The sequence below is a fragment of the Paracoccus sp. FO-3 genome (genome assembly GCF_006386455.1).
GTDB classification, from domain to species: Bacteria; Pseudomonadota; Alphaproteobacteria; order Rhodobacterales; family Rhodobacteraceae; genus Paracoccus; species Paracoccus versutus.
The window spans coordinates 48,143-71,577 of record NZ_VCBQ01000014.1 but is presented as its reverse complement, the minus strand read 5'-3'; the positions used below and the strand labels follow the sequence as shown (position 1 = coordinate 71,577).

Here is a 23,435-nt window from a genome sequence, read left to right as displayed (position 1 = left end):
TCCAGGTCTCCAGGTCTCCAGGTCTCCGAGGCGGGCTGCTGTATCCCTTTGCCCCAGCTTCCTGCGAGACTAGGCCGTGCCAGCACATTCCAGTGTCATGGGCACCCGGAAACCTCACCTCGGATCCCGCGCCGAAGGGCCTGACCGGCAGAGACTAGCCGTTTCCGATGGCGTGGCGCTGGAATCCGCTGCCAAATCCCGCGGCTGCAAGCCCTGGCGGGTGTTCCCTGCCGGGCAGAGCGTGCCAATCCGACGCAAGCGGGCACAGAAACCCCACCGGGCGCAGTGGCGTATCGCCCATCGCGGCCGAGGCGCGGTCCACGGCATGGCTCTGCAGGGGCCGGCAACCGGCTGGGGAACCCTGATCAGCGTCTCGGGCGGTCCGCCCATCGCGGTTGCCGCGCCCGCACCCGGCGCGGTCGGGCCTGGTGCCGGTTTTCGCCAGCAGGGCGGCCGCGATCCGCGCGTCCGGCCGGCTCGGGTCGTCCCGGCGCGCGGAAGCCGCCGAAGCCGCCGAAGCCGAGGACCAGGATGTTCCACAGGCAATGCAGCGCCATCGCCGGGACAAGCGACCGGCACCGGATGCGAAGGGCCAGCCAGCCGGTCCCGGACAGCACGGCCGCGACGGACTGCACGATGCCGCCCTGCATGTCCCCGGTGCCGGCGACATCGGCCATGTGGGCGATTCCGAAAATCCCGGAAACGGCCAGAAAGGCCGGCCAGAACGGCATCGCCCGGCGCGGCGCGCCCCATAGCACGCCCCGAAAGGCAAGCTCCTCTGCGATGCCGATGGCGATCACGTTGACCATCACATGGATCGCCACCGCTTGCATTCCCTGGCCCGCCGCCCCGACCAGGGCCGCCATGGCGGCAAGATGCAGAAGCGGAAACCAGAGGAGCCGCCCGAGGGTGCGCCAGTCGGGCCACCGCAGCCCCAGGCCGATCCCGCGCAGCAGCCGCACGGCAAGCAGCAGGAATGCCAGCGCCGCAAGGTTTTTCCACGCCAAGGTGGTGGTCGTCGCCTGTTTCAGCGAAACCGGGGCATCGCGCGGCATCAGGCCGATGCTGGTCGTCAACACCAGCCGGGCCGCAACGACGCAAAGCGCGACGGCAAGGCGGTCGAGCCCGCCGGATCGCGACCCGATCTCAAAAGCCTGGGTCAATCCTTTGTCCTTTCCCCGATCCGCCCTGCCGTGGCCGGTCGATCCGTCCCGACCTGCATCGCATCCGTTCTCTCCCGCCTGGAAGTCGACCCGCCAGTCGCCCAGCGGTCCGTCGAGCCCAAGAAGCAGCCTCTCGCTGTCCTGCTCAAGCGCGGCGGCATTGCGCCCGCCCTGCCGATCGGCCGATGATCCATGGCCCCGCGCCCAGAACGCGCTGCCGGGATCCGTGCCGGCCGCAAGGCGGAACCTGTCGGCGAAGGCGAGGCGGGGAAAACGGCCCTCCTCGAACAGCAGGTCCAGCGCCGAGGCATGGATTTCCCCCGACAGAAGGTCCAGCCCGCGGCGCACTGCATTCTCGTTGCTCATCAGCGCGACCGTGTTCCATACCGCGTAGCCGCGGGGCAGGGCATCGATCCCCCGGCCGGTCGAGGACTGGTTGGCCCTGCGCGCGAGCGATGCGAAGGAGACGTCGCACCAGCTCCAGCGTGACGTCATTGCCGTCCCCGCCGGCATGGTTCAGCTGCGGGTCAAGGAACAGGAGGTTCCTGTTCACCGCGGCGAAGGTTCCGCTTACGGCGCCGGTCCCCTGGTTGTCGATGATGGTGAAGGGGTGGGCGATCGCGCTCCAGCCCTCGGCCGCAACGGGCGAGAAGCGCAGATCGAGGGTCGATCCGGCAATGTCGACGCGGCCCTGCACCACCAACCCGCCCACGGCCTCCGGCGCGCCGGCGATCTGCAACGTGCCGCGCAGGACATAATCGCCCAGGACCGCCTGCCGGCCCAGGCGGTCGCCCGGAGCGTGGACGCCCCCGGGCGGCGATGGTGACGGCGGCCCCCGCGTCGCCGAGCGTGCCCGATCCGCCCAGCGTCCCGCCCGATTGCACGCTGATCGGGCCGCCCAGCCCGCCGGCGCCCACGGTCAGCCGGCCATCCGTGACCGTGGCGCTGCCGGCGAAGCCCGCATTGTCGCCGGCCAGCGCCAGCGTGCTCGCGCCGAGCTTGTAGAGCTCTCCGCCGCCAAGGATGCCCCGGCCCAGGGTAAAGACGTGGCCGGCCGCGGCGATGTCGAACCCGCCGCCGTCGACGCCCACCAGGACGGTGCGGTTCGTGGCCCGGTAGCTGTCGCCGGTCACGCGCAGGACGCCGCCGTCCAGAGTCAACGCGCCCCCGGCCTGGCCAAGCGCGTCGTCGGCAGCGACCGCGACCACGCCGTCCTCGATCCTGGTGCCGCCGGCATGGGTGTTGGCCCCGGTCAGGACCAGCGTTCCGCCCTGGGTCTTGACGATGGCGTACCTTAGCCACAGGGTCATTTCGCATCGTAATGGACCGTAACGTCCAGTGGAACTTGGAGTGACAGGCATGGCCTGGGATTTTCAGAGCCTTTTCCGGCGGCACGCGCCGGGGATCGCCCGCTCGCTGCGCAGGCGCGGGCTGGATGCCGAAGCTGCGGCGGACCTGACCTAGGACACCTTCGCGAGGGTCATCGCCAGGGGGCCCGCCCAGGATGTTTCCGACTACCTGTCGAGGGCCTATCTTTACCGAGTGGCGCGCACTGGGCATCAACCACGCAAAGCGGCAGGCCTTGGTGCTTTCGCTGCCGCTGGAGCAATCTGAAGCCCAACGGGCACTCGCCCGCGAGCCCGACGCAGAAACGATCCTGGCCTCTCGTGAGCAGTTGCGGCTGGTGGCTGCCGTCCTGGCCGAGTTGCCGGAACGCCAGCGGTGCGCATTCCTTCTGCATCGGGTCGAAAATTGGCCCATCGCGCGCATCGCCGAGGAGATCGGGTTGTCCCCAACCCGCACATGGGAGTTGGTCCGTGATACCTATCGCCGGATCGTGCTGCGGACAGGGGGGCTCTAAGATGGCCTCCGCATCCGAGAAACGGCCGGAACTGGACGACCGGACATCCCGCCTGCTGGACGAGGCCATCGACCTGGTGATCCGACGGCAGAACGCGCCGGAGAACTTTGTGACGCTTCAGACGATTTCGGCCTGGCGCGGGCGCAGCGCAGAGCACGGGCGCGTCTGGCAGTGCGTGGCCGAGGCGCATGGGTTGAGCGGTGCCGCCTTGGCCGAACCGGCGAAGCCCCGGCTGACCCGGCGCAATCTGGTGCTTGCGGGGACGCTCGGCCTGGGGGCTGGAGTGTTGGGTGCCTGGGGCTTGCCTTATATGCGATTGCGGTTGCAGGCGGACCAGTTGACCGCCACGGCCGAATTGCTGCCCGTGGAGTTGCGCGATGGCACGCGGATCACCCTGGGTCCGGCCAGTGCCATCGCAATGCCGGACCATGGCGAAACCCGCGCCGTGCGCCTGTTGCGGGGCATGGCCTGGTTCGATGTCGCACCCGATCCGACGCACCCCTTCGTCCTGGAATTGAACGGCGGCGTCGAGACGCGGACGGCAGGGGCATCCTTCGAGGTCTCGCAGGATGCGGGTGTCGTCAACCTTGCCGTTGCAAGGGACGAGGTCGAGTTGATCGGCACATCCCGTTACGGTATCGGCGCCGGGCGCTGGATCCGTCTGGATACCGAGACCGGCCACCCGGAGACCGGCAGCCGCGACGGGGCCATGGCTGGGGCTTGGCGGACGGGGATGGTCGTAGCCGAGGCCGAGCCGCTGGAAACGCTTGTCGCGCGGATCGCACGCTGGTTGCCCGGCCGTGTGATCGTCGCGGACGCTGCGATCGGTCGCGCGCGGATCAGCGGCCTTTTCGACATCTCCGACCCCGAGCGAGCGCTCGAGGCCGCCGTCCGCCCGACCGGCGGCCGGTTGCGCCGGGTCTCGGGTCTGTTGGCGGTCATCTCCAGCGTCTGAACTTTTTTCGATAATCGACCGAATGAATCGCCTGCCCGATTGTATCAGTCATAGGGTCGGGCAATACCCAATGCGCTCCGGCGAGCGAAGGCACGGCACATCCTCCAGTCCAGTTTGACCGAAGGAGAGGCTCGCCATGGCCGAAAGTTCAGTTTATTCAATGCTATATCCAACCGCGATCCGGCCGGCGCGGATGCTGGGGGCACTGTTGCTTTCCACGCTGGTCCTGGCGGGCGGAACCATCGTGATCAGCCAAGCGGCATCGGCGCAGGAAAGCGCGCAAAGCGTGGAGTTCTCGATTCCGGCCGGGCCATTGAGCCAGGCGCTGATGGTCTGGGGACGGCAGGCGGGGGTCCAGATCTCCTATCTGGATGCCGTCACGTCCGGCAAGAGCACGTCGGGCCTTACGGGCAACCTGCGACCGGAACAGGCGCTGGCGCGGCTGCTGTCGGGCTCGGGCCTGCATTACAGCTTTTCCGATCCCCGCAGCGTCGTCATTTCAGGCCGTTCCGCCTCCGCCGGCATGACGGCGCCGGACGGCTCGATCCTGCTGGATACGATCACGCTCAACGCATCCGGTGCGGCGACCGAGGGCAGCGGTTCCTAGGGGGCCTGCGAGGCCAGCATCGCCCGGGGCGCGGAATCGCTGAAGGACGTGCCGCAGTCGGTCACGGTCGTCACGCGGCAGGCGATCGAGGACCAGAACCTCACGACGATGGAGCAAACCATGGCCAGGACGCCCGGCATCGTCGCAACGCGAGAGGCGACCAGCGCCCCCGCGTTCTATTCGCGCGGCTTCAAGATCAACAACTATCAGATCGACGGCATGGGCACGGCCTATGAATCCTCGTTCCGGCCGGATTTCGACATGGCGATCCATGATCGCGCCGAGGTGCTGCGCGGCGCCGAGGGGCTATTTTCCGGCAGCGGAGAACCGGGCGGCAGCGTCAACCTGGCCCGCAAGCGGCCGTCCGAACGGCTCCAGTCCAGCATCGTCCTGTCCTATGGCAGTTGGCAGAATCGGCGGATCGAGGCCGATATCGGCGGCCCGCTGACCCGCGACGGCGCGCTGCGCGGTCGCCTGGTCGGGGCCTGGCAGGACCGGGACTTCTTCTACTCCCCGGGCGATGAGAAGAAGCATGTCCTGTATGGCGTGCTGGAATACGACCTGACGCCCGACACGACCGTCAGCGCCGGGGTCAGCTATCAGCGGCAAAAGGGCAACAAGTGGTTTCTGGGGCTACCGACCTGGGACGATTTCCAGCTTATGGACATTGACGCAGCCGGGCGCTGACCACCGACTGGGCCTATGTCGACCACAGGATCAAGGATGTCTTCGCCACGGTCGAGCATCGGATCAGCCCCGACTGGACGCTGAAGCTCTCGGCCATGCGGCAGAGTTTCGAATCCGACATCATGCGGATCAACCCGACCGGGCCGATCGACCGCGAGACCGGGAATTTCGCCGGTGTCTTTTCCCGCTACGAGGAAACCGGGAACCATTCCAAGGCGGCGGACCTCAGCCTGCAGGGCCAGTTTGGCCTGTGGGGGCGCCAGCACAAGCTGCTGATCGGCGCGGATTGGCGTGAAAGCAATGCGCATCAGTGGATGTATTCACTGGATCAGGTGCTTTATCCCGGCATGGTGGGGCTGGATAATTTCGACACGCTGAACGGCATCGACCCGACCATCCTGTATCCCTGGTATCTGTGGCCTGTTTAACCCGCGACCTGATTCCACGTCTTGCGCAGATCGCGGGAAAGCTGGGCGGGAGAGACCCAATAAACGGCGCAGACAAGCATCGCCTCGGGAGGCAATACCGCGTCGGGATCAAAGAGCCATTCCTCGACACGGGAATGGCCCCACAGCCACGCTTGCGCTTCCTCGTAGCTCGACACCGACTGTGGCGCAAAGACACGACCACGACGCATGTCAGCCCCCGAGTGGGAAGGAGATGCCGGGAAGGACAACACCGCCACAGACGGCGGCATGATAGGCCGGGAACATGGTCGCGGCCACGGCACCAGCCGCACCGAGGACGGGCGGCAGAACCGCTTTGACGATCAACGGGATAAGGGGTTTCACTGTGGACCTCGCAACTGAAAACGACGGAAGGCCCGTCGCAGCCAGTGTTCCTATGTCGAACCACTGAAATAATGGCCAACTCGCACCGGTCCATTACATATAACCCATTGATTTCAATTCATCCAAGAATCGCGCGTTTTCCCGCTTTGACCATTCTACGCGCGATTATTGACCATCGAAATGTTGCGTGATGGCCAAAGAAAAGGCCGCCCGAAGGCGGCGTGACGAAGTCTGGCATCTTATGGAGGGCAGGGCCGGACTGGGCCTGCCGATAGCGGGTCAGGTTCCACCAATGCTCTCGAATTGCTCTTCGAAGATTCTGCGGAACGGGCTGCCCGGTGCGGGATGGTGGAGTTCGTCGAGCAACGACCCGAAAGCTCCCCAGTTTTTGATGCGGCAGGGAGAACGCTCGGGGTCAAACCCGGTCTGAAGGATCTGCAATGCGCCGCGGATTCCCGCCACCCCTTTGGCGGTGTAGATCCAGCCACAAGTGGTTGCAGCATCTGATCCTGGACTGATAGGTCGTCGAAAGCGGCATATGGCCCGAACTCCATAGCGGTGCCCAGCAGATCCGTCACCCGGATGCTTTGTTCGAGCGGCAGGCTGTCCAGCCATACCGGACCGGGGCGTTCTGCAATCCTGTCAGCGATATAGGTCTGGAGCGGGGATCCGGGGCAGGGCGCAGCGCAGCCTGCAAGATCCTGCAACCTAGCGGTGTTTTCCGGAACGCTGTCTGCAAAGACGCCCTTGCCGTCCGCTCCACCAGGCCGATCCCGGCGGATCAGGGGCAGCCTATGTGTCGGGCAGGACCGGATCGGCTTCAGCCGCCAGATCAGCCGTTCGCGCCGGTGGATGGCAATATCCTGACCTACCGCCATAGCGATCGCATCGTCCTCGGCCAGGCAGGCCGGACAAAAGCGCAGATCCTGCTGCGGGCGCAGGCTGTCGATCAGGATCTCCTCACCGAGCCGCCAGCTCCGGCAGGTGTTCCGCATCAGGGTGTTGCGCAGCACCGGTCCCGGATCCTGCCCGGCGGTTGCGCACAGGCGGGCCACCTCATCCGGATCGCCGATGGACAGAACGAAAGGATCGAGGCCGAGATCACGCAGGAAGGTTCCGATGGGGCCGCGGATATGGAAAGCGGCCATGCGGGCCGCCCAGGACCAATGGGTCTCATCCGCCCGGAACGGCAGCAGGGGGAAAAGGCGGGCCATGCTCATGCCCCGCCGCCGCCGGGCCCGCGCGCGAGCAGGCGGATCGTCGGCCTCGTTCCGGTCGGGGTCGATCTGCGGCCAATCCGGGGCGAGGAAGACATTGCCGCCGGGCGGGCAGCCCTCCTGCATCGCCCAGAATTCCGCAAAATGGGCGATGTCCAGACGGGATGCCCCCGCCTCCAGGGCAAACTCGATCGCACCGACCAGGGTCTCGATGCAGCGGCCAAAGCGATAGCGCGCGCCATGAAACAGGCGCAGGATCAGATCACCGTCAAGCGGCGGCTCAAGCCCCGCAATCCGGCAATATTCCCGGACTACCCCGGAGAAGCTTGCCCCATCCGTCACCTCCGAGACCGGCGGCAGGATCAGCGTCGAAAGCCGACGCTGGACCTGAGGATCGGAACGGACGATCTCGTGCAGCCTCTCGGTGCCGGACAGGATCGGGATGACGGCCTCGTCCCCCTGCATGAGGGATTTGAGGGCGCGCAGGATCAGGTGGCGATCGGCGCAAAACAGGTCATGCGCCTCGTCGATCCACAGAACCGTGATACCCAGATCCTTGAGCCGACCCCGGAGGGTTTCCCAAAGGCCCCAGCCTTCGCGGTTGGCGGTGATCACCGGGTAACCGCTGCGCTGCAACAGCGCAGCGGTCATGCTCTTGAAGGTGGCGGGGCTGGGCACGCTGGCATCGAGATAGTGCCGCCCCGTCGCTCCGGACAGAACCGGGTGCCGTTCCAGGGCGCGGGAGATCAGCGTGGTCTTGCCGCCACCGGCACCATCCACCACCATCACGCCGTGGGTCTCTCGCCCCGCGGAAAAGCGCTGCGGCTCGGGCAAGAGGTTGCCCGCCTCATCCCGACACAACAGCCGGTCGAGATGGGTGATGAATGCGGCGTCCCTTGGCGTATCGACGCGGAGTTTGCGCAGTTTCTGAAGGATCCGGGCGGCCTCGGTGGGATTGGGCATGGGGTTACTCCATGATGGACCAGGGTTGCGCTGCGGGGGCCGCATCGGGCAGGTCGGGTTGCGTGGGGGCAGGATCAGTGGCCGGCATCACCGGCAAGGTCGCCGGGCGCGGCGCCTGCGCTTCCGGGTCCGGAATGGAACGGCCAAGGCCATCAGCAGCCGCAGGCCGCGCCGGTTTGTCGCCACCCGCATTGAAGCCGATATAGAGGCTGGCCTCCAAATCCCGGATCCGCTCGGGCGTCCATTCGTCAACGAGCAGCCCGGCCATCCGGGTCGCCGCGGTGCTGCGCCCTTCGATCGCCGTGATCGCGGCATGGTTCAGCACGCCGAAGGTCTGGCCCATATGGGTGTTGATCCCCCATTCCAGCCATTTCCCCAGCGGACCGTAATCGGCATAGCCCATGTCCAGCAGCGGCTGCCCGCTATATTGGTCCAGGTGCACCACACGCTGCTGAGTGAGGTCGTCGGGATAGACCGAACCGCTGAACATGTCTTCGGGCTTCTGCGGCAGGTTGACGGCATAGCCGCGATGCAGACCCAGCCGGTCGAAGGACGCGATCGCATCGTCCAGCGTGATCGGGGTGCCGCCGGGCACCGGGCTTTCAGGGATCTGCGCCTGTTCCAGCGACCACGAGGTCTTGGCAATCTGATCCAGCTTCTGCTGCGACATTGGCACGTTCACCCGCACCCCGTCGGGATAGCCGAAGTTGTTGCCGTTGGCCCATTCGTTCACCTTGCTGCCCCAGACGCCCGACCAGGGCATGCCGGTGACGGCCAAGAAGACGATGAAGAAGCCCACGAGCAGCCCCGTCACCGCATGCAGGTCGCGCCAGAACACCCGGCGCTGCGGCTTGCCCCGAACGGAGACGATGCCGCCCTTTTGCCCGCGCGGCCACCACCGCCAGGTGCCGGTGCCGACCAGCAGGATCGACCAGCCCGCCGCGATCTCGATGACATAGCGCGTCCAGGTGCCGAAATACTTGAAGCTGTGCAGCGTGCGGATCGTCCACATGATCGTCGAACGATCCGGCATCGCGCCCAGCACCAAGCCGTTATAGGGGTTCACATAGACCGCCATCTTGCCGCGCTCCGTGCTGACGGTGATCTCGGTCGAGGCGCCGGGGTCGGCCGGATCGGTGTATTTGACCGCCGTGCCCGGAACCGCATCCAGGGCCGAGGCGACCTGCGCGGTCGGTGCCAGCCTTTGGCTGTCCTGCACCTGCACGCGCTTGAGGTCGGCGTGATACCAGTTGTCGATCTCGTTGCGGAAGACATACATCGCGCCGTTGATCGACAGCGTGATCATGAAGGGCAGCACCAGCAAGCCCGCGTAAAATGCCAACGCCAGGCGGCGCGATAAAGGTCGCCCACACCCTGGCGAGCGGTATTGGGAATTGCAGACATGGAGTCCTCGCATGCGTTGGCCCGCCGAGGCAGGACCGATGTTGGCTGGGAACGGGCGCTCAATGGCCCGAATGATCCGAAGCATGGCCCTGGTCGGCGGCGGGTGTGGCATTCATGGCGCGCACCTCGAACGGCAGGGCGATTTCGCCCGCTTTCTCGAAGACCAGTGTCGTCTCGACGATCTCGCCCTCGGCAAAGGGGGTCGGCACCTGCATGAACATCAGGTGATAGCCGCCGGGCTTCAGCTCGACCGAGCCACCGGCCGGGACTGGCAGGCCATCGGGCAGTTCGCGCATCTTCATCACGTCGCCCTTCCTGGTCATCTCGTGGATATGCAGCTCGCCCGCCCGCGTCGAGCGGGCCGCGACCAGCCGGTCCTCCTGGCTGCCCTTGTTGGCGATGGTGACATAACCGCCGGCCACCGGGGCATTGGGCGGCATGGCGCGGACATAGCCGTCCGAAAGCAGATCTCCATGCGTTACGGGATCGGCCGAGGCCGAGGCGGCAAGGAGGCCAAGGAAAAGCGCGCCCAGCATCGGGGCGGCCAGAATTCTGGATTTCATGGTTCTATCTCGTGTCTGAACTGCATTCACCGCCCCGATGGACGATGGCGAGGTTCAGACTGCGGGCGGTCCCCGAGCCGAGGGGGCAAGCACCTGCGCGCAGGGCGCGATCTCGATAAGGATGTATGATCCGGGTTACTACACCACCTATCGGCTGTCCTCTCCTCTGCGGATCGCCGGCCGGCAAGGATGCGAGATCCGGGTAAGGCGGGCAGACGGCGAGGCGGCACGCCGTCGCCATGCCGACGAACTGGCGCTGCTGGATGCGCTTGTCGCGATGGGACAGAAGATTACGTCGAATGTCGGGGCAGCCTTCGCCGACGAATGGATGCTTTCATGTCGTGCGGCGCGCTGAGACCGCTGCGCGGGGATTTAACGGCTCTTCGTCTTGCGTTGTCAGGCCTATGGGTCCAGAAAAAGCAGGATCGCACGTAATAACATCACTGCCGCTCTTGACATGTAATAGCATTACATTGTCTTCCTGAACGCCGGACAGCTATCGACGCGGATGCAGGTGCGGGTATGGACAGAACGGCAATGCTGGAGGTCGCGGGGCTGCGGATCTCCTTCGGTCCGCGCGAGATCGTCGGTCCGCTCAACTTCACCGTCGCGCGCGGCGAGCGGATCTGCCTGCTGGGAGCATCAGGCTCCGGCAAATCGATGACGGCGGCGGCGATCCTTGGGCTGATTTCGCCGCGCGCGCAATGCAGCGGCAGCGTGCGCGTGAACGGCCATGAGGTGCTGAACATCCGCGTGCCGCAGCGTCCCGCCGATGCGCGAGTGGCGATGGTGTTCCAGGATACGCAATCGGCGCTGAACCCACTGGTCTCCATCGGATCGCAGCTTGAGGAACCGCTGCGGCGGCATGGCGGGCTGGATGCTGGCGCGGCGCGGGAGGAGGTCCGTGCCCTGCTGGCCTCCATCGGCCTGCCGGGCACCGACGCCTTCCTGCGGACCAGCCCGGCCGAGATTTCGGGCGGCCAGCGGCAGCGGGTTTGCATCGCGCTGGCGCTGGCCTGCCGCACCGGGCTGATCGTCGCGGATGAGCCGACGACGGCGCTGGACGTGGTGACGCAGGCGCAGGTGCTGGAGGTGCTGAAGCAAAAGACCAGCGCGCCCGGCAGCCCCGGCTTGTTGCTGGTCACGCATGATCTGTCGGCGGCGATGCGGGTCTGCGACCGGGCGCTGATCCTGGCCGAGGGGCGGATCGTCGAGGATGGTCCCATCGACCAGATCCTGAATCGCCCGCGTCATTCCTTCACCTGCGAACTGGTCGATTGCGCCTGCGAGGGGCTGCATATCGTCCGCGAGGTTGCTTGATGAACGCCCTTCTCATGAACGAGGATGGCTCTTTCCTGTCGGTCAGCGGGCTTGAGCGCAGCTTTCCGGTCCCGGCGGGCCTGTGGCGCAAGCCCGAACGCCGCATGGTGCTGCGCGGGGTCGATTTCGCGCTGTGGCCGGGTGAGCGGGTGGCGCTGGTGGGCGCCTCGGGTTCAGGCAAGACGACGCTGCTGCGCTCGCTGCTCGCCATCGACGCGCCCGATTGCGGGCATATCCTGTGCCAGTGCAAGCCGGTCCGACCGGCGGGCATGGCGGAACTGCGCTGGTATCGGCAATCGGTGCAATACATCCCGCAGGACCCGGCGGCCTCGCTGGACCCGCGTATGACGGTGCGCCAGCAGATCGCCGAGCCGCTGCGCCGCCTTGGTGTGGATTGCGACCACGATGTCCGCATCCGTGAATCGCTGGAACGGGTCGGGCTCGGGCCGGAGCTCCTACTGCGCCGCCGCAATGAACTCTCCGGCGGCCAGGCACAGCGGGTGGCCATCGCCCGCGCCATCGCCACGCGCCCCGCTTTCCTGCTGGCCGACGAGCCGATGAGCGGCCTCGACCTGCCGATCCGCCGACAGGTTGCCGCGGTGCTGCGGGATCTGTCGGAGAACCAGGGCACCGGGCTGCTGATTGTGTCGCATGACATCGTGGATGTGTCGCGGCTCTGCACCCGCACGGTGGTGATGTATGACGGCGCCATCGTCGAGGATCGCCCCAGTGCCGAGTTGCTGGCCGATCCGCACCACCCCGCCGCCCGCGGACTGGTCGCGGCGGCATTGCCCGATGCCGCAAGGCTGCCCGCGCCGCAGGCGTAGGCCCCCCGCCTGAAAACCAACCGCTGTCCGGCGGCGCCTGCGTCCGCCATGAATGGAGTGCAACCGATGCTCGCAACCCGAAAACCCCTCGTCCTGTCGCTGCTGGGCGCGCTGATGCTGTCCGCCGGCCCTGGCCTTGCACAGGACGCCGCCCCGCATGACGACAACGCCCGCATCCGGCTGGCGATGTTGCAGCCGCCGCGTTCGGGGCTGACGCCGCTGTCGGACGATGCCTTCAAGCTGTCGCGCTGGCGCGCGGCGGAAACCCTGATCCGGCTGGACCCGGACGGGCTGCCGCAGCCCTTCCTTGCCACCGCATGGGCGCAGGTGGACGACCACACCTGGCGTTTCGTCATCCGCAAGGACGTCAAGTTCCATGATGGCACCGATCTGACGCCGGAACGGGTCGTCGCCTCGCTGGTTGCCGCCAAGCAGGCCGCGCCGAAGCCGCGCATCCTCGACGGGGTGGAACTGGAAATCACCGCCGATGGCGACGACGCCGTGCTGGTGCGGTCGCGCGATGTCGATCCGCTGATCCCGAACCGGCTGTCCAGTCCGCAACTGGCGATCCTGGCCGAGCGTGCCTATGGGGCGGACGGTCGCGTGAACCCGATCGAGGCGGGCACCGGGCCCTTTGTGCTGAAGGAGATCAACGGCACCACCAGCGCGAAGCTGGACCGTTTCGACGGCTACTGGGGCGAACGCGCGCAGGTCGCCGGGATCGACGCCGATTACGTCCCCGACGGTACGGCCCGCGCGGCGGCGCTGCGCACCGGCACCGCCCATGTCGTCGAGGCGATCCCGGTCTCGCAGGCGGCGCTGCTGGACCAGAACCTCATCCACGAGGTGCCGATGCCGCGCACCAACACACTGTATCTGAACACGAAAAACGGCGCCTTCGCCAACCCGGAAATGCGCCGGATCGCCGCCGCCGCCATCGACCGCGAGACCATCGTGCGCATGGTCTATGAGGGCCGCGCCGACGTGGCGCGCGGGCTGCTTGGCCCGGCGCTGCCTTGGGCGGACGGGCTGCGGGCGGCGGTGGGCGCCCCCGAACCGGGTGACGCGGGCGGGGCCAAGATCGTGCTGGCGACCTTCACCGACCGGGCCGAACTGCCCGAAGTCGCGGTCTTCCTGGAACAGCAACTGACGCAGGCCGGGTTCGACGTCACTATGGAAGTGCGCCAATACGCGCATATCGAGGCCGACGCGCTGGCGGGGCGGTTCGACGCCTTCATCCTGTCGCGGGCGACCGTCCTCGATTCCGGTGATCCGGTGGCCTATATGTTCAGCGATTTCGCCTGCGAAGGCTCGTTCAACATCTCGCAGCTTTGCGATCAGGACGTGGATGCCGCACTGCGCCGCGCTGCCGAGGCCGCCGCGGGCGAAGAGCGCCAGCGAGCCATCATTGAGGCCGAGGCTGCGATCCTCGCCACCCATGCCGCCGTGCCGATGCTGCATGAACGGGTGATCCAGGGCGAGGCCGCTGGCGTCGTCGATGCCGTCCGCGACCCCCGTGAACGGGAACTGGTCAATACCCGCACCCATATCCGGGCCGAATGATGGCCGGGGTGGTCGCTCCGGTGCGGCACGGCGTGGGCTGGCGGATTGCGCCTTTCGTGCCGGCCCTGTCGCGGGCAGTCACGCTGTTGGCGGTGCTGGTGCTGGTCGGGCTACTGCCCTGGCTGACGGATCGCGACCCGGCGCTGTCGATCCTGCGCGCCCGCTCCGGCGATCAGGAAGCCACGCCCGAGGCGCTGGCCGCGATCCGCGCGCAACTGGGCCTCGATCAGGGGCAGGTCAGCTATCTGCTGCGCTGGTTCGGTGGGCTGCTGCAGGGCGACGCGGGCACCTCGTGGATTTCCGGCGCGCCGATCCTGCCGGGGATGCTGAAGGCCACGGGCGTCTCACTGACGCTGATGGGTTGCGCGATCCTTGTGGTCGTGCCCATCGTCGCGGCGTTCTGCGCGCCGGTGGTCCGTTCGGGCCTGAGGGGAGAGCCGCGACGATCCTCGGGCGCCATCGCCGCCGCCTTCACTGCGCTACCGGAATTCCTGCTGGCGACGCTGCTCTTGGTAGTCTTTGCAGTCTGGCTGGGCTGGTTCGCGCCCTATGGCTGGACGCGCTGGCAGGATGCCGTGCTGCCCGCCATCGCCATGGGCATTCCGGCGGGTGGGCTGCTGGGGCGGCTGTTCTCAGACGCGCTGGCCGTCACCTTCTCGGAACGCTGGGTCGCGACGTGGAGCGTGGCGGGCTTCTCGCAGCCCAAGATCGTGCGGGCGATCATTCGCCGGGCCATGCCGGGGCTGTTGCCGCAGGTCGGCATGGTGATGATCGGGCTGACAGGCGGTGCGGTCGCGGTAGAACAGGTGTTTTCCATCCCGGGCCTTGGCCGCGCGACCCTTGGCGCGGCCTCGGCGCAGGACTTGCCTGCGCTGCAAACCGGGATCCTGATCCTGCTGCTGATCGCCGTGACGCTTGGCAGCCTTGCGAACCTGTCCAGCGCGGCCCTGCTTGGCCCGGCGCTGCGGACGGGGGCCTTGCCGGTGGCGATGCCCGATACCGCGCCCACAAGGCGCGCGCTGATCGTGCCGGTGGTGGCCTTCGCGCTGCTGGTTGCGCTGGTCCTTGCGGGCCTGCCGCGCGACCCCTTTACCTCGGCCCATCTGCGGCTCGAGGCGCCCAGCCTTGCCCTGCCGCTGGGCGCGGACGGGATGGGCCGCGACGTGCTGGCGCGGGTGGCGCATGGGGCGGTCTCGACCATCTCAATGGCGGTGATCACGACCTTTCTTGCGCTGTGCATCGGGCTGGTGGCGGGCACCGCGCCGCGGCTGATGGCCGGTCCCATCGAGATCACCAAGGCCACGCCCCCGGTGATCGCGGGGCTTGTCGTGGCGGCGCTGATGGGGCCAAGCTCGGGCGGGGCGATGATCGCGGTGCTGGCGGTAGGCTGGGCGCCGCTGGCCGCCCATGTCGCGGCGCTGGTCACGCAGGCGCGCGCGCAGCCTCATGTGCAGATGGCGCCGCTGCTGGGGGTCGGGCCGCTGCGGTTGGCGCTGCGCTATATCCTGCCCGCGGTTTTCGGTCCGGTGCTGCGCCATGCCACCCTGCGTCTGCCCGGCATCGCCCTGGCGCTGGCGGCGCTCGGCTTCCTGGGCCTTGGCGCGCGTCCGCCCACGCCGGAATGGGGCCTCGTTCTGGCCGAGGGGATGCCTTACCTTGAACGCGCACCCTGGGCGGTGTTCATCCCGGCGCTGGCGCTGGTTTTGCTGGCGGTTCTGGCCGTCTCGCTGGCCAATCTGGAACGCAGGCGGTGAAGCGGGCTCGACTGGTTGTTTGAATCACTCTATCAATCTAAAAAATCATAGATTGATAGAGTGAAACTCGCCATGGTGGACCGGCATCAGCTTGAAGAGACCGCCGCCATGTTCAAGGCGCTGGCCGATCCGGCCCGGCTGCGCACGCTTATCCTTCTGGCTGAACAGGAGCGCAATGTGGGCGAGTTGGCCGAGATCGAGGGTGCCCAGATCGGCACCGTCTCGGCCCGGCTGAAGCTGTTGCTGCAAGCGCGGCTGGTCGCCCGGCGGCGCGAGGGCAAGGCCGCGATCTATTCGATCGCCGATGCCCATGTGCTGCAGCTGGTCGAGAACGCCATCGCCCATATCTGCGAAGAACATTGAACGAAAAGGAAAAACCATGTCGAACTGCACCCATCCCCATCACGAAAACCACGACCACCAGCACGGCGCGGGTTGTGGCCATACCGCCGTCCGCCACGGCGATCATGTCGATTACCTGCATGACGGCCACCTGCACCATCCCCACGCCGACCATGTCGACGAGCATGTGATCGAGGTCAGCTCGACGAACCCCGATACCTGCACCCCTGATCACCGATGCGCCGGCCATGAGCCGGACCACGTTCACGGGCCGGGCTGCAGGCATGAGGCCGTGCCCCATGGCGGTCACGTCGATTACCTGGTCGACGGCCACCTGCATCATCCGCATGGCGATCATTGCGACAACCCCGGTCCCCTGGAAGTCGTCATTCGTTGACCGGGCGTGACGCCTGACGATACGCTCTCGGTTGCCATCGCAACCTGCGCGGCCTGGCCCGATCCCGGGCCGGGCCTTCTGCCGTTGATCGAGGCCCTGACCGCAAGGGGTTTCGACGTGACCTGCCTGCCCTGGCAGAGCGTCGATGAGCAGGCCTTCCTGACCGCGCGGGTCATCCTGCCGCTTTGTGCCTGGGACTATGCCGCCGCCCCGCGGGCGTTCCGCGACTGGATCGCCCGGATCGCGGCAGGGGGTGGCCGCTTTGCCAACGCGCCGGACCTGATGTTGTGGAATATGGAGAAGTCCTACCTGCTGGACCTTGCCGCGCGCGGCGTTCCTGTGCCCCGGACCCATGTGATCGCCGATCCCTCTGCCGGGACGGTCGCGGCGCGGATGCGGGAAGAGGGCTGGGGCAGGGCGGTCCTGAAACCCGCCATCGGGCAGAGCGGGAACGGCGTCACGCTGCTTGAACTGGCCCGGATCGGGAACTGGCCGCAGATGCCGCCGGGCGCGCATGTCCTTCAGGAGTTTCAGGCCGATATCGGTGAGACGGGCGAGACCACGCTAACCTTTTTCGGCGGCGCATTCTCACATGCCGTTCTGCGCCGTCCCGCTGCAGGAGAGTGGCGGGCGAACTCGCAATATGGCGTTGCGCTGGAACGGATCCGGCCCGACAAGGCCGTCATCGAGGTGGCCCGCCGCGCGCTTGCGGCGCTGCCCACGCCCCCGGCCTATGTGCGGGTGGATGGCATCGCCCGGCCAGGGCGTGAATTTCTGGTGACCGAGATCGAGCTGATCGAACCCGCGCTGTTCCTGCATCTCTGCCCCGGAAAGGCGGAAAGGATCGTGGATCTCCTCTGCTGCGCCGCCTGACGTCGCGGATCGCGCTGATCCTGGTCGCTACTTGCCGCCATTCTTGTCGTCTCTCGGCCTGACGTAGATCTCCAGCCGGTGGCCAACGATTTCGAAACCGTGTTCGCGGGCGATCCTGTCCTGCAACTGCTCGATCTCGTCGCAGCGGAATTCGATCACCTCGTCCGTCTCGACATTGATGAAATGGTCGTGGTGTTCCGAGCCGCTGGTTTCGTAGCGCGCGCGCCCGTCGGCGAAGCTGTGGCGTTCGATCAGCCCGCAGCTTTCGAGCGTGCTGACCGTGCGATAGACCGTGGCGATCGATATCCCCGGCGCGATCTTGCTTACCCGCCGATGAAGTTCCTCGGCGTCGGGATGGTCGGCTGAATCGCTCAGAACCTGCAGGATCACCCGGCGCTGGCCGGTCAGGCGCATGCCCTTTTCCTTGCAGAGCTCGGCCAGCTTCTTTTCGAGATTCACGGTCATTCGCTCGATTTCGCCCTGTTGGTCCCCCGGCGGGTGAGCAGGCACGATAGCAGTTCGGCCTGCGGGGGTCATCACCCTATCCCGCCCGGCATCCGGGACCGTTTCGGCCGGCTTGGGTTGGGGGTGTTCGCACCTACCGCCGCTGGGCCGGATTACGAAGCACGACGCGGCATAGGGCGACTGCCGCCGCGAATCCGTCGCTGGCGGTAAAGGTTAGCCCGGCGCCTGCCTTCAGCCCTTGGAGGCGCCGATCCCATCTCGGCCGCGATCAGGCCGTCAGGTCATCCATCCGCCTGCCCGCGTCGGGTGAGCAAATCGTCTCTATGGACCAGAACGGCGCATTTCGGCGCCTTCATCCCGTTTCCGGCGAATGCCACGGCATTGTCGAAGGGGGCGTCCGCGCCGACGATCTGGGGCGTGCCGAGAAAGCGATAGTCGTCCAGCTTTTCGTGGTCGATCACCGCCACGGCGATCTTCGATCCGCTTTGCGTCGTCTTCGGCGTCTGGCCGCCGGTTTTTCGTCGAAGATCGGCGTGTCGTCATGGACCCACAGGCTGCGCTTGGGTCGATGGTCGGGATGCCGGTTTTCGTCACCGTCGCCTGGATCGGCGTCTGTTTCGCCAGCATGTCCTTCATCGCATCGGTCAGGGCCTTCATGCCCCTCGACCCTTCTGGCTTGGGTCAATGGTTCCCGGCCTGCATCCTGCGGGACGTGCCGTCCTGGTCCGGCAATCCCGATGCCGACCGGGCGGATCAGTTGAGCAGGCGGCAATGCCCGCAGGCCGATTGCGCGATGCGGCGCAGATGCTCGACGGCATGATGCACCGAAAGCGCGGCGGCTTTCGCGCGGGCGACATGGCTGTCGATTTCCGCCCCGGTCGCGCCTTGCTTGCCGATATGCGCCGCCAGTTCGGCCAGGGCATATTTCAGATGCTGCGTACAGCTGATCCGCAACGCTATCGGGGCGGAGCGCCGGCTCGCGGTCCCGGTCAGCAGGTCGAAGGCGCGGGCAAGGGGTTCCGTCGCCTCGGCGTCCTTGCCCTCATGGACCAGAAGTGCGGCCAGGTTGTGGCACGAGACATTGACGATCACCGGCAGGGGAACGGTCAGCGCCTCGGGTCGTTGCAGCGCGAAAAGCCGCTCCGCCTCGGTCAGGGCCCGCATGTAGAGCGTCCTGGCCGCAGCATGTTCTCCGGCTGAAAACGCCTTGTTGGCGATGGCTGTCAGTTCGAGCCAGAGGTGGTCGCGGCCGGCCGGCGTCGCGGCGGCGGCGTTCATGGCATCGAGGTCTGTAAAGGCATTCATCGTCTTCTCCTTGGGAATGACCATGCCGGCGGCGCGACATCGCTCGGGCGGCGGGCGCCCTTCGGATCGGAAGGGGCGTCACCGTGTCTGTGCGCCGCGGCTTGCGCCCGGTCCGGCTTCCGACGCGGTGCGGCGGATGCGGCACAGCACGTCGATACCCGCAAGCTCATAGCCCGGCGGGGCAGGGGGAAGCTCGGCGAGGTGGATTATCCCGGCCGGGATGTCGAGCAAGCGATCTTCTTCCTCGATATAGAAATGATGGTGATCTTCTCCCTTCATCTCATACCAGACCGTGTTGCCATAGGCCGGCACGCGCCGCACCAACCCGGTTTCGCAGAAGCGTTTCAGGCTGCCATAGACCCTGCTCAGGGATCCCGGTGCGCCGCGGCTCTGCAATGCGTCGAAAAGATCTTCCGCCGAGACATGGCGCGGTGGCTGCCCGGACAGGATATCCACGATGGCGAGCCGCTGGCGCGTCGCCCGCAGGCCCGCTTCGGCCAGGATGCTGCGGGCGCGGTGGGAACCGAATGGGCTGTCATCGCTGGCGGTCATTGGCGGCTCCGACATTGTTGCGAGCAAGTCGCAACAATGGATGGCGAAAGCGCCGTCATTCGTCAAGCACAGATGCAAGTGAATTGCACTTGCAATATCGTTTTGAATCGATATTCCTTACTGCGACTCGCTCGCAACTATGCTGCGGCTGGCCTTGCAGGCGGGCTTTCGACCATGGAAACAGGAAAGGAATTCCCATGTCTTCGACACTGGCGCGCCTGCTTGGTGCGGTGACGGCAACGGCGCTGATGGCGGGCGCCGCGACGGCCGAGGACAAGATGAAGGTGGTGACGACCTTCACCGTGATCGCCGACATGGCAAGGCAGGTGGCGGGGGATGCCGCCGAGGTGGTGTCGATCACCAAGCCGGGGGCCGAGATCCACGGCTATGAGCCGACGCCGCAGGACATCATTGCCGCGCAGGATGCCGACCTGATCCTCTGGAACGGCATGAACCTGGAACTCTGGTTCGAGAAGTTCCTGGTTAACCTGGGCGATGTCCCCTCGGCCACGCTGACCGAGGGCATCGACCCGATCCCGATCGCCGCCGGCGCCTATGAAGGCAAACCCAATCCCCATGCCTGGATGGGTCTCGACAACGCGCTGATCTACATCGACAACATCACCGAGGCTTTCAGCGAACATGACCCGCAGAACGCGGCAAGCTATGTCAGGAACGCCAACGCCTACAAGAAGCAGCTTCGCGCCACGCTCGAGCCGCTGAAGGCCGAGATCGCCCGCATCCCCGAGGACCGGCGCTGGCTGGTGACCTGCGAAGGCGCCTTCAGCTATCTGGCCCGCGATTTCGGGATGCAGGAACTGTATCTCTGGCCGATGAACTCGGACCAGATGGGCACGCCGCAGCAGGTGCGTGCGGTGATCGACGGAGTGAAGGAGCATCAGATCCCCACCGTCTTCTGTGAAAGCACGGTGAATACCGCGCCCGCCGAACAGGTCGCGCGCGAAACGGGGGCGCATTACGGCGGCGTTCTTTACGTGGACAGCCTGTCCGAGCCGGACGGGCCGGTGCCAACCTACCTGGACCTGTTGAAGGTCACGTCCGAGACCGTGGCGAAAGGGCTCGCGGCCGGCGCGAGCTAAGGCCTGGCTTGCAAAAAGGACTGCCCTGCCGCGGCGCCTTCCGCGCGGCGGGTTTCCCGTTCAAAGGGCGGCCGTCCCGTTCCGGCAGAAAGCGATGACCATGATGCGCGACGACAGAATGACCATGAGGGACAGCGATCCTGGGACGGACCCCGGCGGTGGCATCGTGGCGCGCGACGTGTCGGTAACCTACCGCAACGGCCTGACCGCGCTACGCAATGCCAGTTTCGCGATTCCCACGGGGACCGTCACCGCGCTGGTCGGCGTGAACGGTTCCGGGAAATCGACGCTTTTCAAGGCGATCATGGGTTTCGTGCCGGTGGCCAGGGGCGAGATCAGGCTGCTGGGCATGACGGTCCGCGAGGCGCTGCGCCGCAACCTGATCGCCTATGTGCCCCAGGCCGAGGAGGTGGACTGGTCCTTTCCGGTTCTGGTCGAGGACGTGGTGATGATGGGCCGCTACGGCCACATGGGTTTCCTGCGCCGCCCGTCGCAGGCGGATCGCGACGCGGTGGATCGGGCTCTGGCCCGCGTCAACGTGCAGGACTACCGCCATCGCCAGATCGGAGAGCTGTCCGGCGGCCAGAAGAAACGCGTCTTCCTGGCCCGCGCGCTGGCGCAGGACGGCCGCGTCATCCTGCTGGACGAGCCCTTCACCGGCGTCGACGTCAAGACCGAAGAGCAGATCGTGGCGCTGCTGCGCGAATTGAGGGACGAGGGGCGGGTGATGCTGGTCTCGACCCACAACCTGGGCTCGGTGCCGGAATTCTGCGACCGGGTGGTGCTGGTCAAGGGCACCGTGCTGGCCCATGGCCCGACCGAGACCACCTTCACCCGCGAAAACCTCGAGGCGGCCTTCGGCGGCGTGCTACGCCATTTCACCCTGGGCGGGCAGGTGCTGCATGACGACGAGGACAGCCGCCACGTCACCATCCTGACCGACGACGAACGCCCGCTGGTGCAATATGGCGACCGCACCCACACGCGCGAGGGCGTCCGATGAACCTGCTGCTTGAACCCTTCGGCTATCACTACATGACGAACGCCATGTGGGTCTCGGCGCTGGTCGGCGGGGTCTGCGCGTTCCTGTCGGCCTACCTCATGCTCAAGGGCTGGTCGCTGATCGGCGACGCGCTGTCCCATTCGGTCGTGCCGGGCGTGGCCGGCGCCTATATGCTGGGCCTGCCCTTCGCGCTTGGCGCCTTCATCTCGGGCGGGCTGGCGGCGGCGGCGATGCTGTTTCTGTCCGATCGCTCGGGGCTCAAGGTCGATGTGGTGATCGGCCTGATCTTCACCGCGTTCTTCGGGTTGGGGCTGTTCATGGTCTCGATCAACCCGATGGCGGTTTCCGTGCAGACCATCACCATGGGCAACATCCTAGCCATCACGCCCGAGGATACCTTGCAACTCGCCCTCATCGGCCTTGTTTCGCTGGCGGTGCTGGCGCTGAAATGGAAGGATCTGATGGTGGTCTTCTTCGACGAGGCCCATGCGCGTTCCATCGGATTGCGGCCGGGGCTGCTGAAGGGCGTGTTCTTCGTCCTGCTGTCGGCCTGCGTGGTGGCGGCGATGCAGACCGTGGGGGCGTTCCTGGTCATCGCCATGGTGGTGACGCCCGGCGCCACGGCCTATCTGCTCTGCGACCGCTTCCCGCGGCTGATCGCGCTTTCGGTCGCCATCGGCGCGGCCACCAGCTTCCTCGGCGCCTATCTCAGCTATTTCCTGGATGGCGCCACGGGCGGGATCATCGTCTTGCTGCAGACGCTGGTCTTTCTTAGCGCCTTCGTCTGGGCGCCCAAGCACGGGCTGCTGGCCGCCCGCGCCAAGGCCCGCGCGGAGCTTCTGGCAGAGGGAGGCGCGCAATGATCGACACGCTTCTGATGCCGTTCCAGTTCGGCTTCATGCAGAATGCCTTCCTGATCGCCGCCATCGTCTCGGTGCCGACGGCGCTGCTCTCGTGCTTCCTGGTGCTGAAGGGCTGGGCCCTGATGGGCGACGCCGTCAGCCATGCGGTGCTGCCCGGCGTGGTGCTGGCCTATATCTTCGGCTTTCCGCTGATCCTCGGGGCCTTCGGCGCCGGGATGGTGACGGCCCTGGCGACGGGCTATCTGTCGGCCAACAGCCGGGTCAAGCAGGACACGGTCATGGGCGTCGTCTTCTCGGGCATGTTCGGGCTGGGGATCGTCCTTTACACCTCGATCACCTCGGACGTGCATCTGGACCATATCCTGTTCGGCAACATGCTGGGGATCGTGCCGGCGGACCTGCGCACCGCGCTGTGGATTGCCGTGCCGGTTTCCGTCGTGCTGGCCCTGAAGTGGAAGGACCTGATGCTGCACGCTTTCGATCCGGTGCAGGCGCGGGCCTCTGGCCTGCCGGTCGGGCTGCTGCATTACGGGCTGCTGACCATCCTGTCGCTGGCCATCGTCGCCACGATGACCGCCACGGGACTGATCCTGGCGGTGGGCCTCTTGATCGCGCCGGGGGCCATCGCCTTCCTGCTGGTGCGCAGCTTCGGACGGATGCTGATCGTGGCTGTCGCGGTCTGCATGGGGGCGATGCTGGCCGGGGTCCACGCCAGCTTCTTCCTGGACAGCGCACCGGCGCCGACCATCGTCCTGATCCTGACCGCGGCCTTCGTCGCGGCCCTCGTCCGGCGGACCTGGCAGATCAGGCGCGCCACGGCATCATTTGAGCTCACTTGAGTGTATATAGGGAAACGGCGG

The 23,435-nt window shown here is 66.6% G+C and carries 27 protein-coding genes; 17 read left to right on the top strand and 10 right to left on the bottom strand.

Annotated elements, in window-relative coordinates:
* Positions 1 to 365: 365 nt before the first annotated feature.
* Both FE811_RS06025 and FE811_RS06020 read right to left on the bottom strand, forming a co-directional pair.
* Entirely contained in the window at positions 366 to 1,658 is a 1,293-nt protein-coding gene (locus FE811_RS06025) for a CPBP family intramembrane glutamic endopeptidase (protein ID WP_166435581.1), read from the bottom strand.
* Between the two features lie 32 nt (positions 1,659 to 1,690).
* Entirely contained in the window at positions 1,691 to 2,473 is a 783-nt protein-coding gene (locus FE811_RS06020) for an autotransporter-associated beta strand repeat-containing protein (protein ID WP_166435582.1), read from the bottom strand.
* Between the two features lie 275 nt (positions 2,474 to 2,748).
* On the opposite strand from FE811_RS06020, the gene FE811_RS06015 reads away from it, so the two are divergent.
* From FE811_RS06015 to FE811_RS05995, 5 genes are all read left to right on the top strand, one after another.
* Positions 2,749 to 3,024, top strand: coding sequence for a sigma factor-like helix-turn-helix DNA-binding protein (locus FE811_RS06015; protein WP_244295335.1), 276 nt, complete (start codon positions 2,749 to 2,751; stop codon positions 3,022 to 3,024).
* 1 nt (position 3,025) lies between these two features.
* Positions 3,026 to 3,979 (top strand): FecR family protein, encoded by a 954-nt coding sequence (locus tag FE811_RS06010; RefSeq protein ID WP_116222603.1) that lies wholly within the window; start codon positions 3,026 to 3,028, stop codon positions 3,977 to 3,979.
* Positions 3,980 to 4,187: 208 nt separating this feature from the next.
* On the top strand, positions 4,188 to 4,586 hold the full coding sequence (locus tag FE811_RS06005; RefSeq protein WP_166443846.1) for an STN domain-containing protein: 399 nt from the start codon (positions 4,188 to 4,190) through the stop codon (positions 4,584 to 4,586).
* Between the two features lie 48 nt (positions 4,587 to 4,634).
* Positions 4,635 to 5,273: a TonB-dependent siderophore receptor gene (locus FE811_RS06000; RefSeq protein WP_181180828.1), complete on the top strand. Its 639-nt coding sequence runs from the start codon at positions 4,635 to 4,637 to the stop codon at positions 5,271 to 5,273.
* 95 nt (positions 5,274 to 5,368) lie between these two features.
* On the top strand, positions 5,369 to 5,701 hold the full coding sequence (locus tag FE811_RS05995) for a hypothetical protein (RefSeq protein ID WP_140846976.1): 333 nt from the start codon (positions 5,369 to 5,371) through the stop codon (positions 5,699 to 5,701).
* Here the strand turns inward: FE811_RS05995 and FE811_RS05990 are convergent.
* The 4 genes from FE811_RS05990 to FE811_RS05975 all read right to left on the bottom strand — a co-directional run bounded on the left by FE811_RS05990 (position 5,698) and on the right by FE811_RS05975 (position 10,211).
* A complete protein-coding gene (locus FE811_RS05990) occupies positions 5,698 to 5,910 on the bottom strand; it encodes a hypothetical protein (RefSeq protein WP_140846973.1) in 213 nt (70 codons plus the stop codon). The genes FE811_RS05995 and FE811_RS05990 overlap by 4 nt on opposite strands.
* A gap of 393 nt (positions 5,911 to 6,303) precedes the next feature.
* Positions 6,304 to 8,244 carry a TniB family NTP-binding protein gene (locus tag FE811_RS27395; RefSeq protein ID WP_116222605.1) on the bottom strand — a complete coding sequence of 647 codons (1,941 nt, stop codon included), beginning with the start codon at positions 8,242 to 8,244 and terminating at the stop codon, positions 6,304 to 6,306.
* A 4-nt stretch (positions 8,245 to 8,248) separates the two neighbouring features.
* Positions 8,249 to 9,586, bottom strand: coding sequence for a PepSY domain-containing protein (locus FE811_RS05980; RefSeq protein WP_244295288.1), 1,338 nt, complete (start codon positions 9,584 to 9,586; stop codon positions 8,249 to 8,251).
* Between the two features lie 121 nt (positions 9,587 to 9,707).
* Positions 9,708 to 10,211: a copper chaperone PCu(A)C gene (locus FE811_RS05975; RefSeq protein ID WP_116222606.1), complete on the bottom strand. Its 504-nt coding sequence runs from the start codon at positions 10,209 to 10,211 to the stop codon at positions 9,708 to 9,710.
* A 37-nt stretch (positions 10,212 to 10,248) separates the two neighbouring features.
* Here FE811_RS05975 and FE811_RS05970 point away from each other — a divergent pair, with 37 nt between their 5' ends.
* The 8 genes from FE811_RS05970 to FE811_RS05940 all read left to right on the top strand — a co-directional run bounded on the left by FE811_RS05970 (position 10,249) and on the right by FE811_RS05940 (position 17,287).
* Positions 10,249 to 10,566: a DUF1007 family protein gene (locus FE811_RS05970; RefSeq protein ID WP_072463134.1), complete on the top strand. Its 318-nt coding sequence runs from the start codon at positions 10,249 to 10,251 to the stop codon at positions 10,564 to 10,566.
* Positions 10,567 to 10,733: 167 nt separating this feature from the next.
* Complete coding sequence (locus FE811_RS05965) at positions 10,734 to 11,531, top strand: ABC transporter ATP-binding protein (RefSeq protein WP_036757674.1); 798 nt, start codon at positions 10,734 to 10,736, stop codon at positions 11,529 to 11,531.
* Complete coding sequence (locus FE811_RS05960; RefSeq protein WP_140846968.1) at positions 11,531 to 12,358, top strand: ABC transporter ATP-binding protein; 828 nt, start codon at positions 11,531 to 11,533, stop codon at positions 12,356 to 12,358. The genes FE811_RS05965 and FE811_RS05960 overlap by 1 nt, the downstream gene beginning before the upstream one ends.
* 66 nt (positions 12,359 to 12,424) lie before the next feature.
* Positions 12,425 to 13,921, top strand: a complete 1,497-nt coding sequence (locus tag FE811_RS05955) for an ABC transporter substrate-binding protein (RefSeq protein ID WP_116222608.1) — start codon at positions 12,425 to 12,427, stop codon at positions 13,919 to 13,921.
* An 8-nt stretch (positions 13,922 to 13,929) separates the two neighbouring features.
* Entirely contained in the window at positions 13,930 to 15,675 is a 1,746-nt protein-coding gene (locus tag FE811_RS05950; protein WP_219848866.1) for an ABC transporter permease subunit, read from the top strand.
* A gap of 60 nt (positions 15,676 to 15,735) precedes the next feature.
* The gene (locus tag FE811_RS27390) at positions 15,736 to 16,038 is read left to right on the top strand and encodes a helix-turn-helix transcriptional regulator (protein WP_208861643.1); all 303 of its coding nucleotides are present in this window, start codon (positions 15,736 to 15,738) and stop codon (positions 16,036 to 16,038) included.
* A gap of 16 nt (positions 16,039 to 16,054) precedes the next feature.
* On the top strand, positions 16,055 to 16,414 hold the full coding sequence (locus tag FE811_RS27385; protein ID WP_181180827.1) for a hypothetical protein: 360 nt from the start codon (positions 16,055 to 16,057) through the stop codon (positions 16,412 to 16,414).
* Positions 16,415 to 16,420: 6 nt separating this feature from the next.
* A complete protein-coding gene (locus tag FE811_RS05940) occupies positions 16,421 to 17,287 on the top strand; it encodes a RimK family alpha-L-glutamate ligase (RefSeq protein ID WP_116222610.1) in 867 nt (288 codons plus the stop codon).
* Positions 17,288 to 17,314: 27 nt separating this feature from the next.
* On the opposite strand, the gene FE811_RS05935 is transcribed toward FE811_RS05940, so the two are convergent.
* From FE811_RS05935 to FE811_RS05920, 4 genes are all read right to left on the bottom strand, one after another.
* Positions 17,315 to 17,752, bottom strand: coding sequence for a Fur family transcriptional regulator (locus FE811_RS05935; protein ID WP_181180826.1), 438 nt, complete (start codon positions 17,750 to 17,752; stop codon positions 17,315 to 17,317).
* A 281-nt stretch (positions 17,753 to 18,033) separates the two neighbouring features.
* Positions 18,034 to 18,219, bottom strand: coding sequence for a hypothetical protein (locus tag FE811_RS27850; RefSeq protein ID WP_208861644.1), 186 nt, complete (start codon positions 18,217 to 18,219; stop codon positions 18,034 to 18,036).
* A gap of 286 nt (positions 18,220 to 18,505) precedes the next feature.
* Positions 18,506 to 19,057 carry a hypothetical protein gene (locus tag FE811_RS05925; RefSeq protein ID WP_140846965.1) on the bottom strand — a complete coding sequence of 184 codons (552 nt, stop codon included), beginning with the start codon at positions 19,055 to 19,057 and terminating at the stop codon, positions 18,506 to 18,508.
* A 78-nt stretch (positions 19,058 to 19,135) separates the two neighbouring features.
* A complete protein-coding gene (locus FE811_RS05920) occupies positions 19,136 to 19,609 on the bottom strand; it encodes a Fur family transcriptional regulator (protein WP_166435584.1) in 474 nt (157 codons plus the stop codon).
* Positions 19,610 to 19,806: 197 nt separating this feature from the next.
* Between FE811_RS05920 and FE811_RS05915 the strand changes: the two genes are divergently transcribed.
* The 4 genes from FE811_RS05915 to FE811_RS05900 all read left to right on the top strand — a co-directional run bounded on the left by FE811_RS05915 (position 19,807) and on the right by FE811_RS05900 (position 23,414).
* Positions 19,807 to 20,709: a metal ABC transporter substrate-binding protein gene (locus FE811_RS05915; RefSeq protein ID WP_116222613.1), complete on the top strand. Its 903-nt coding sequence runs from the start codon at positions 19,807 to 19,809 to the stop codon at positions 20,707 to 20,709.
* 118 nt (positions 20,710 to 20,827) lie between these two features.
* Positions 20,828 to 21,712, top strand: a complete 885-nt coding sequence (locus FE811_RS05910) for a manganese/iron ABC transporter ATP-binding protein (protein WP_116222847.1) — start codon at positions 20,828 to 20,830, stop codon at positions 21,710 to 21,712.
* Positions 21,709 to 22,575 carry a metal ABC transporter permease gene (locus tag FE811_RS05905; RefSeq protein ID WP_116222614.1) on the top strand — a complete coding sequence of 289 codons (867 nt, stop codon included), beginning with the start codon at positions 21,709 to 21,711 and terminating at the stop codon, positions 22,573 to 22,575. Before FE811_RS05910 ends, FE811_RS05905 begins: the two co-directional genes overlap by 4 nt.
* The gene (locus FE811_RS05900; RefSeq protein WP_116222615.1) at positions 22,572 to 23,414 is read left to right on the top strand and encodes a metal ABC transporter permease; all 843 of its coding nucleotides are present in this window, start codon (positions 22,572 to 22,574) and stop codon (positions 23,412 to 23,414) included. Before FE811_RS05905 ends, FE811_RS05900 begins: the two co-directional genes overlap by 4 nt.
* The last annotated feature ends 21 nt before the right edge of the window (positions 23,415 to 23,435 follow it).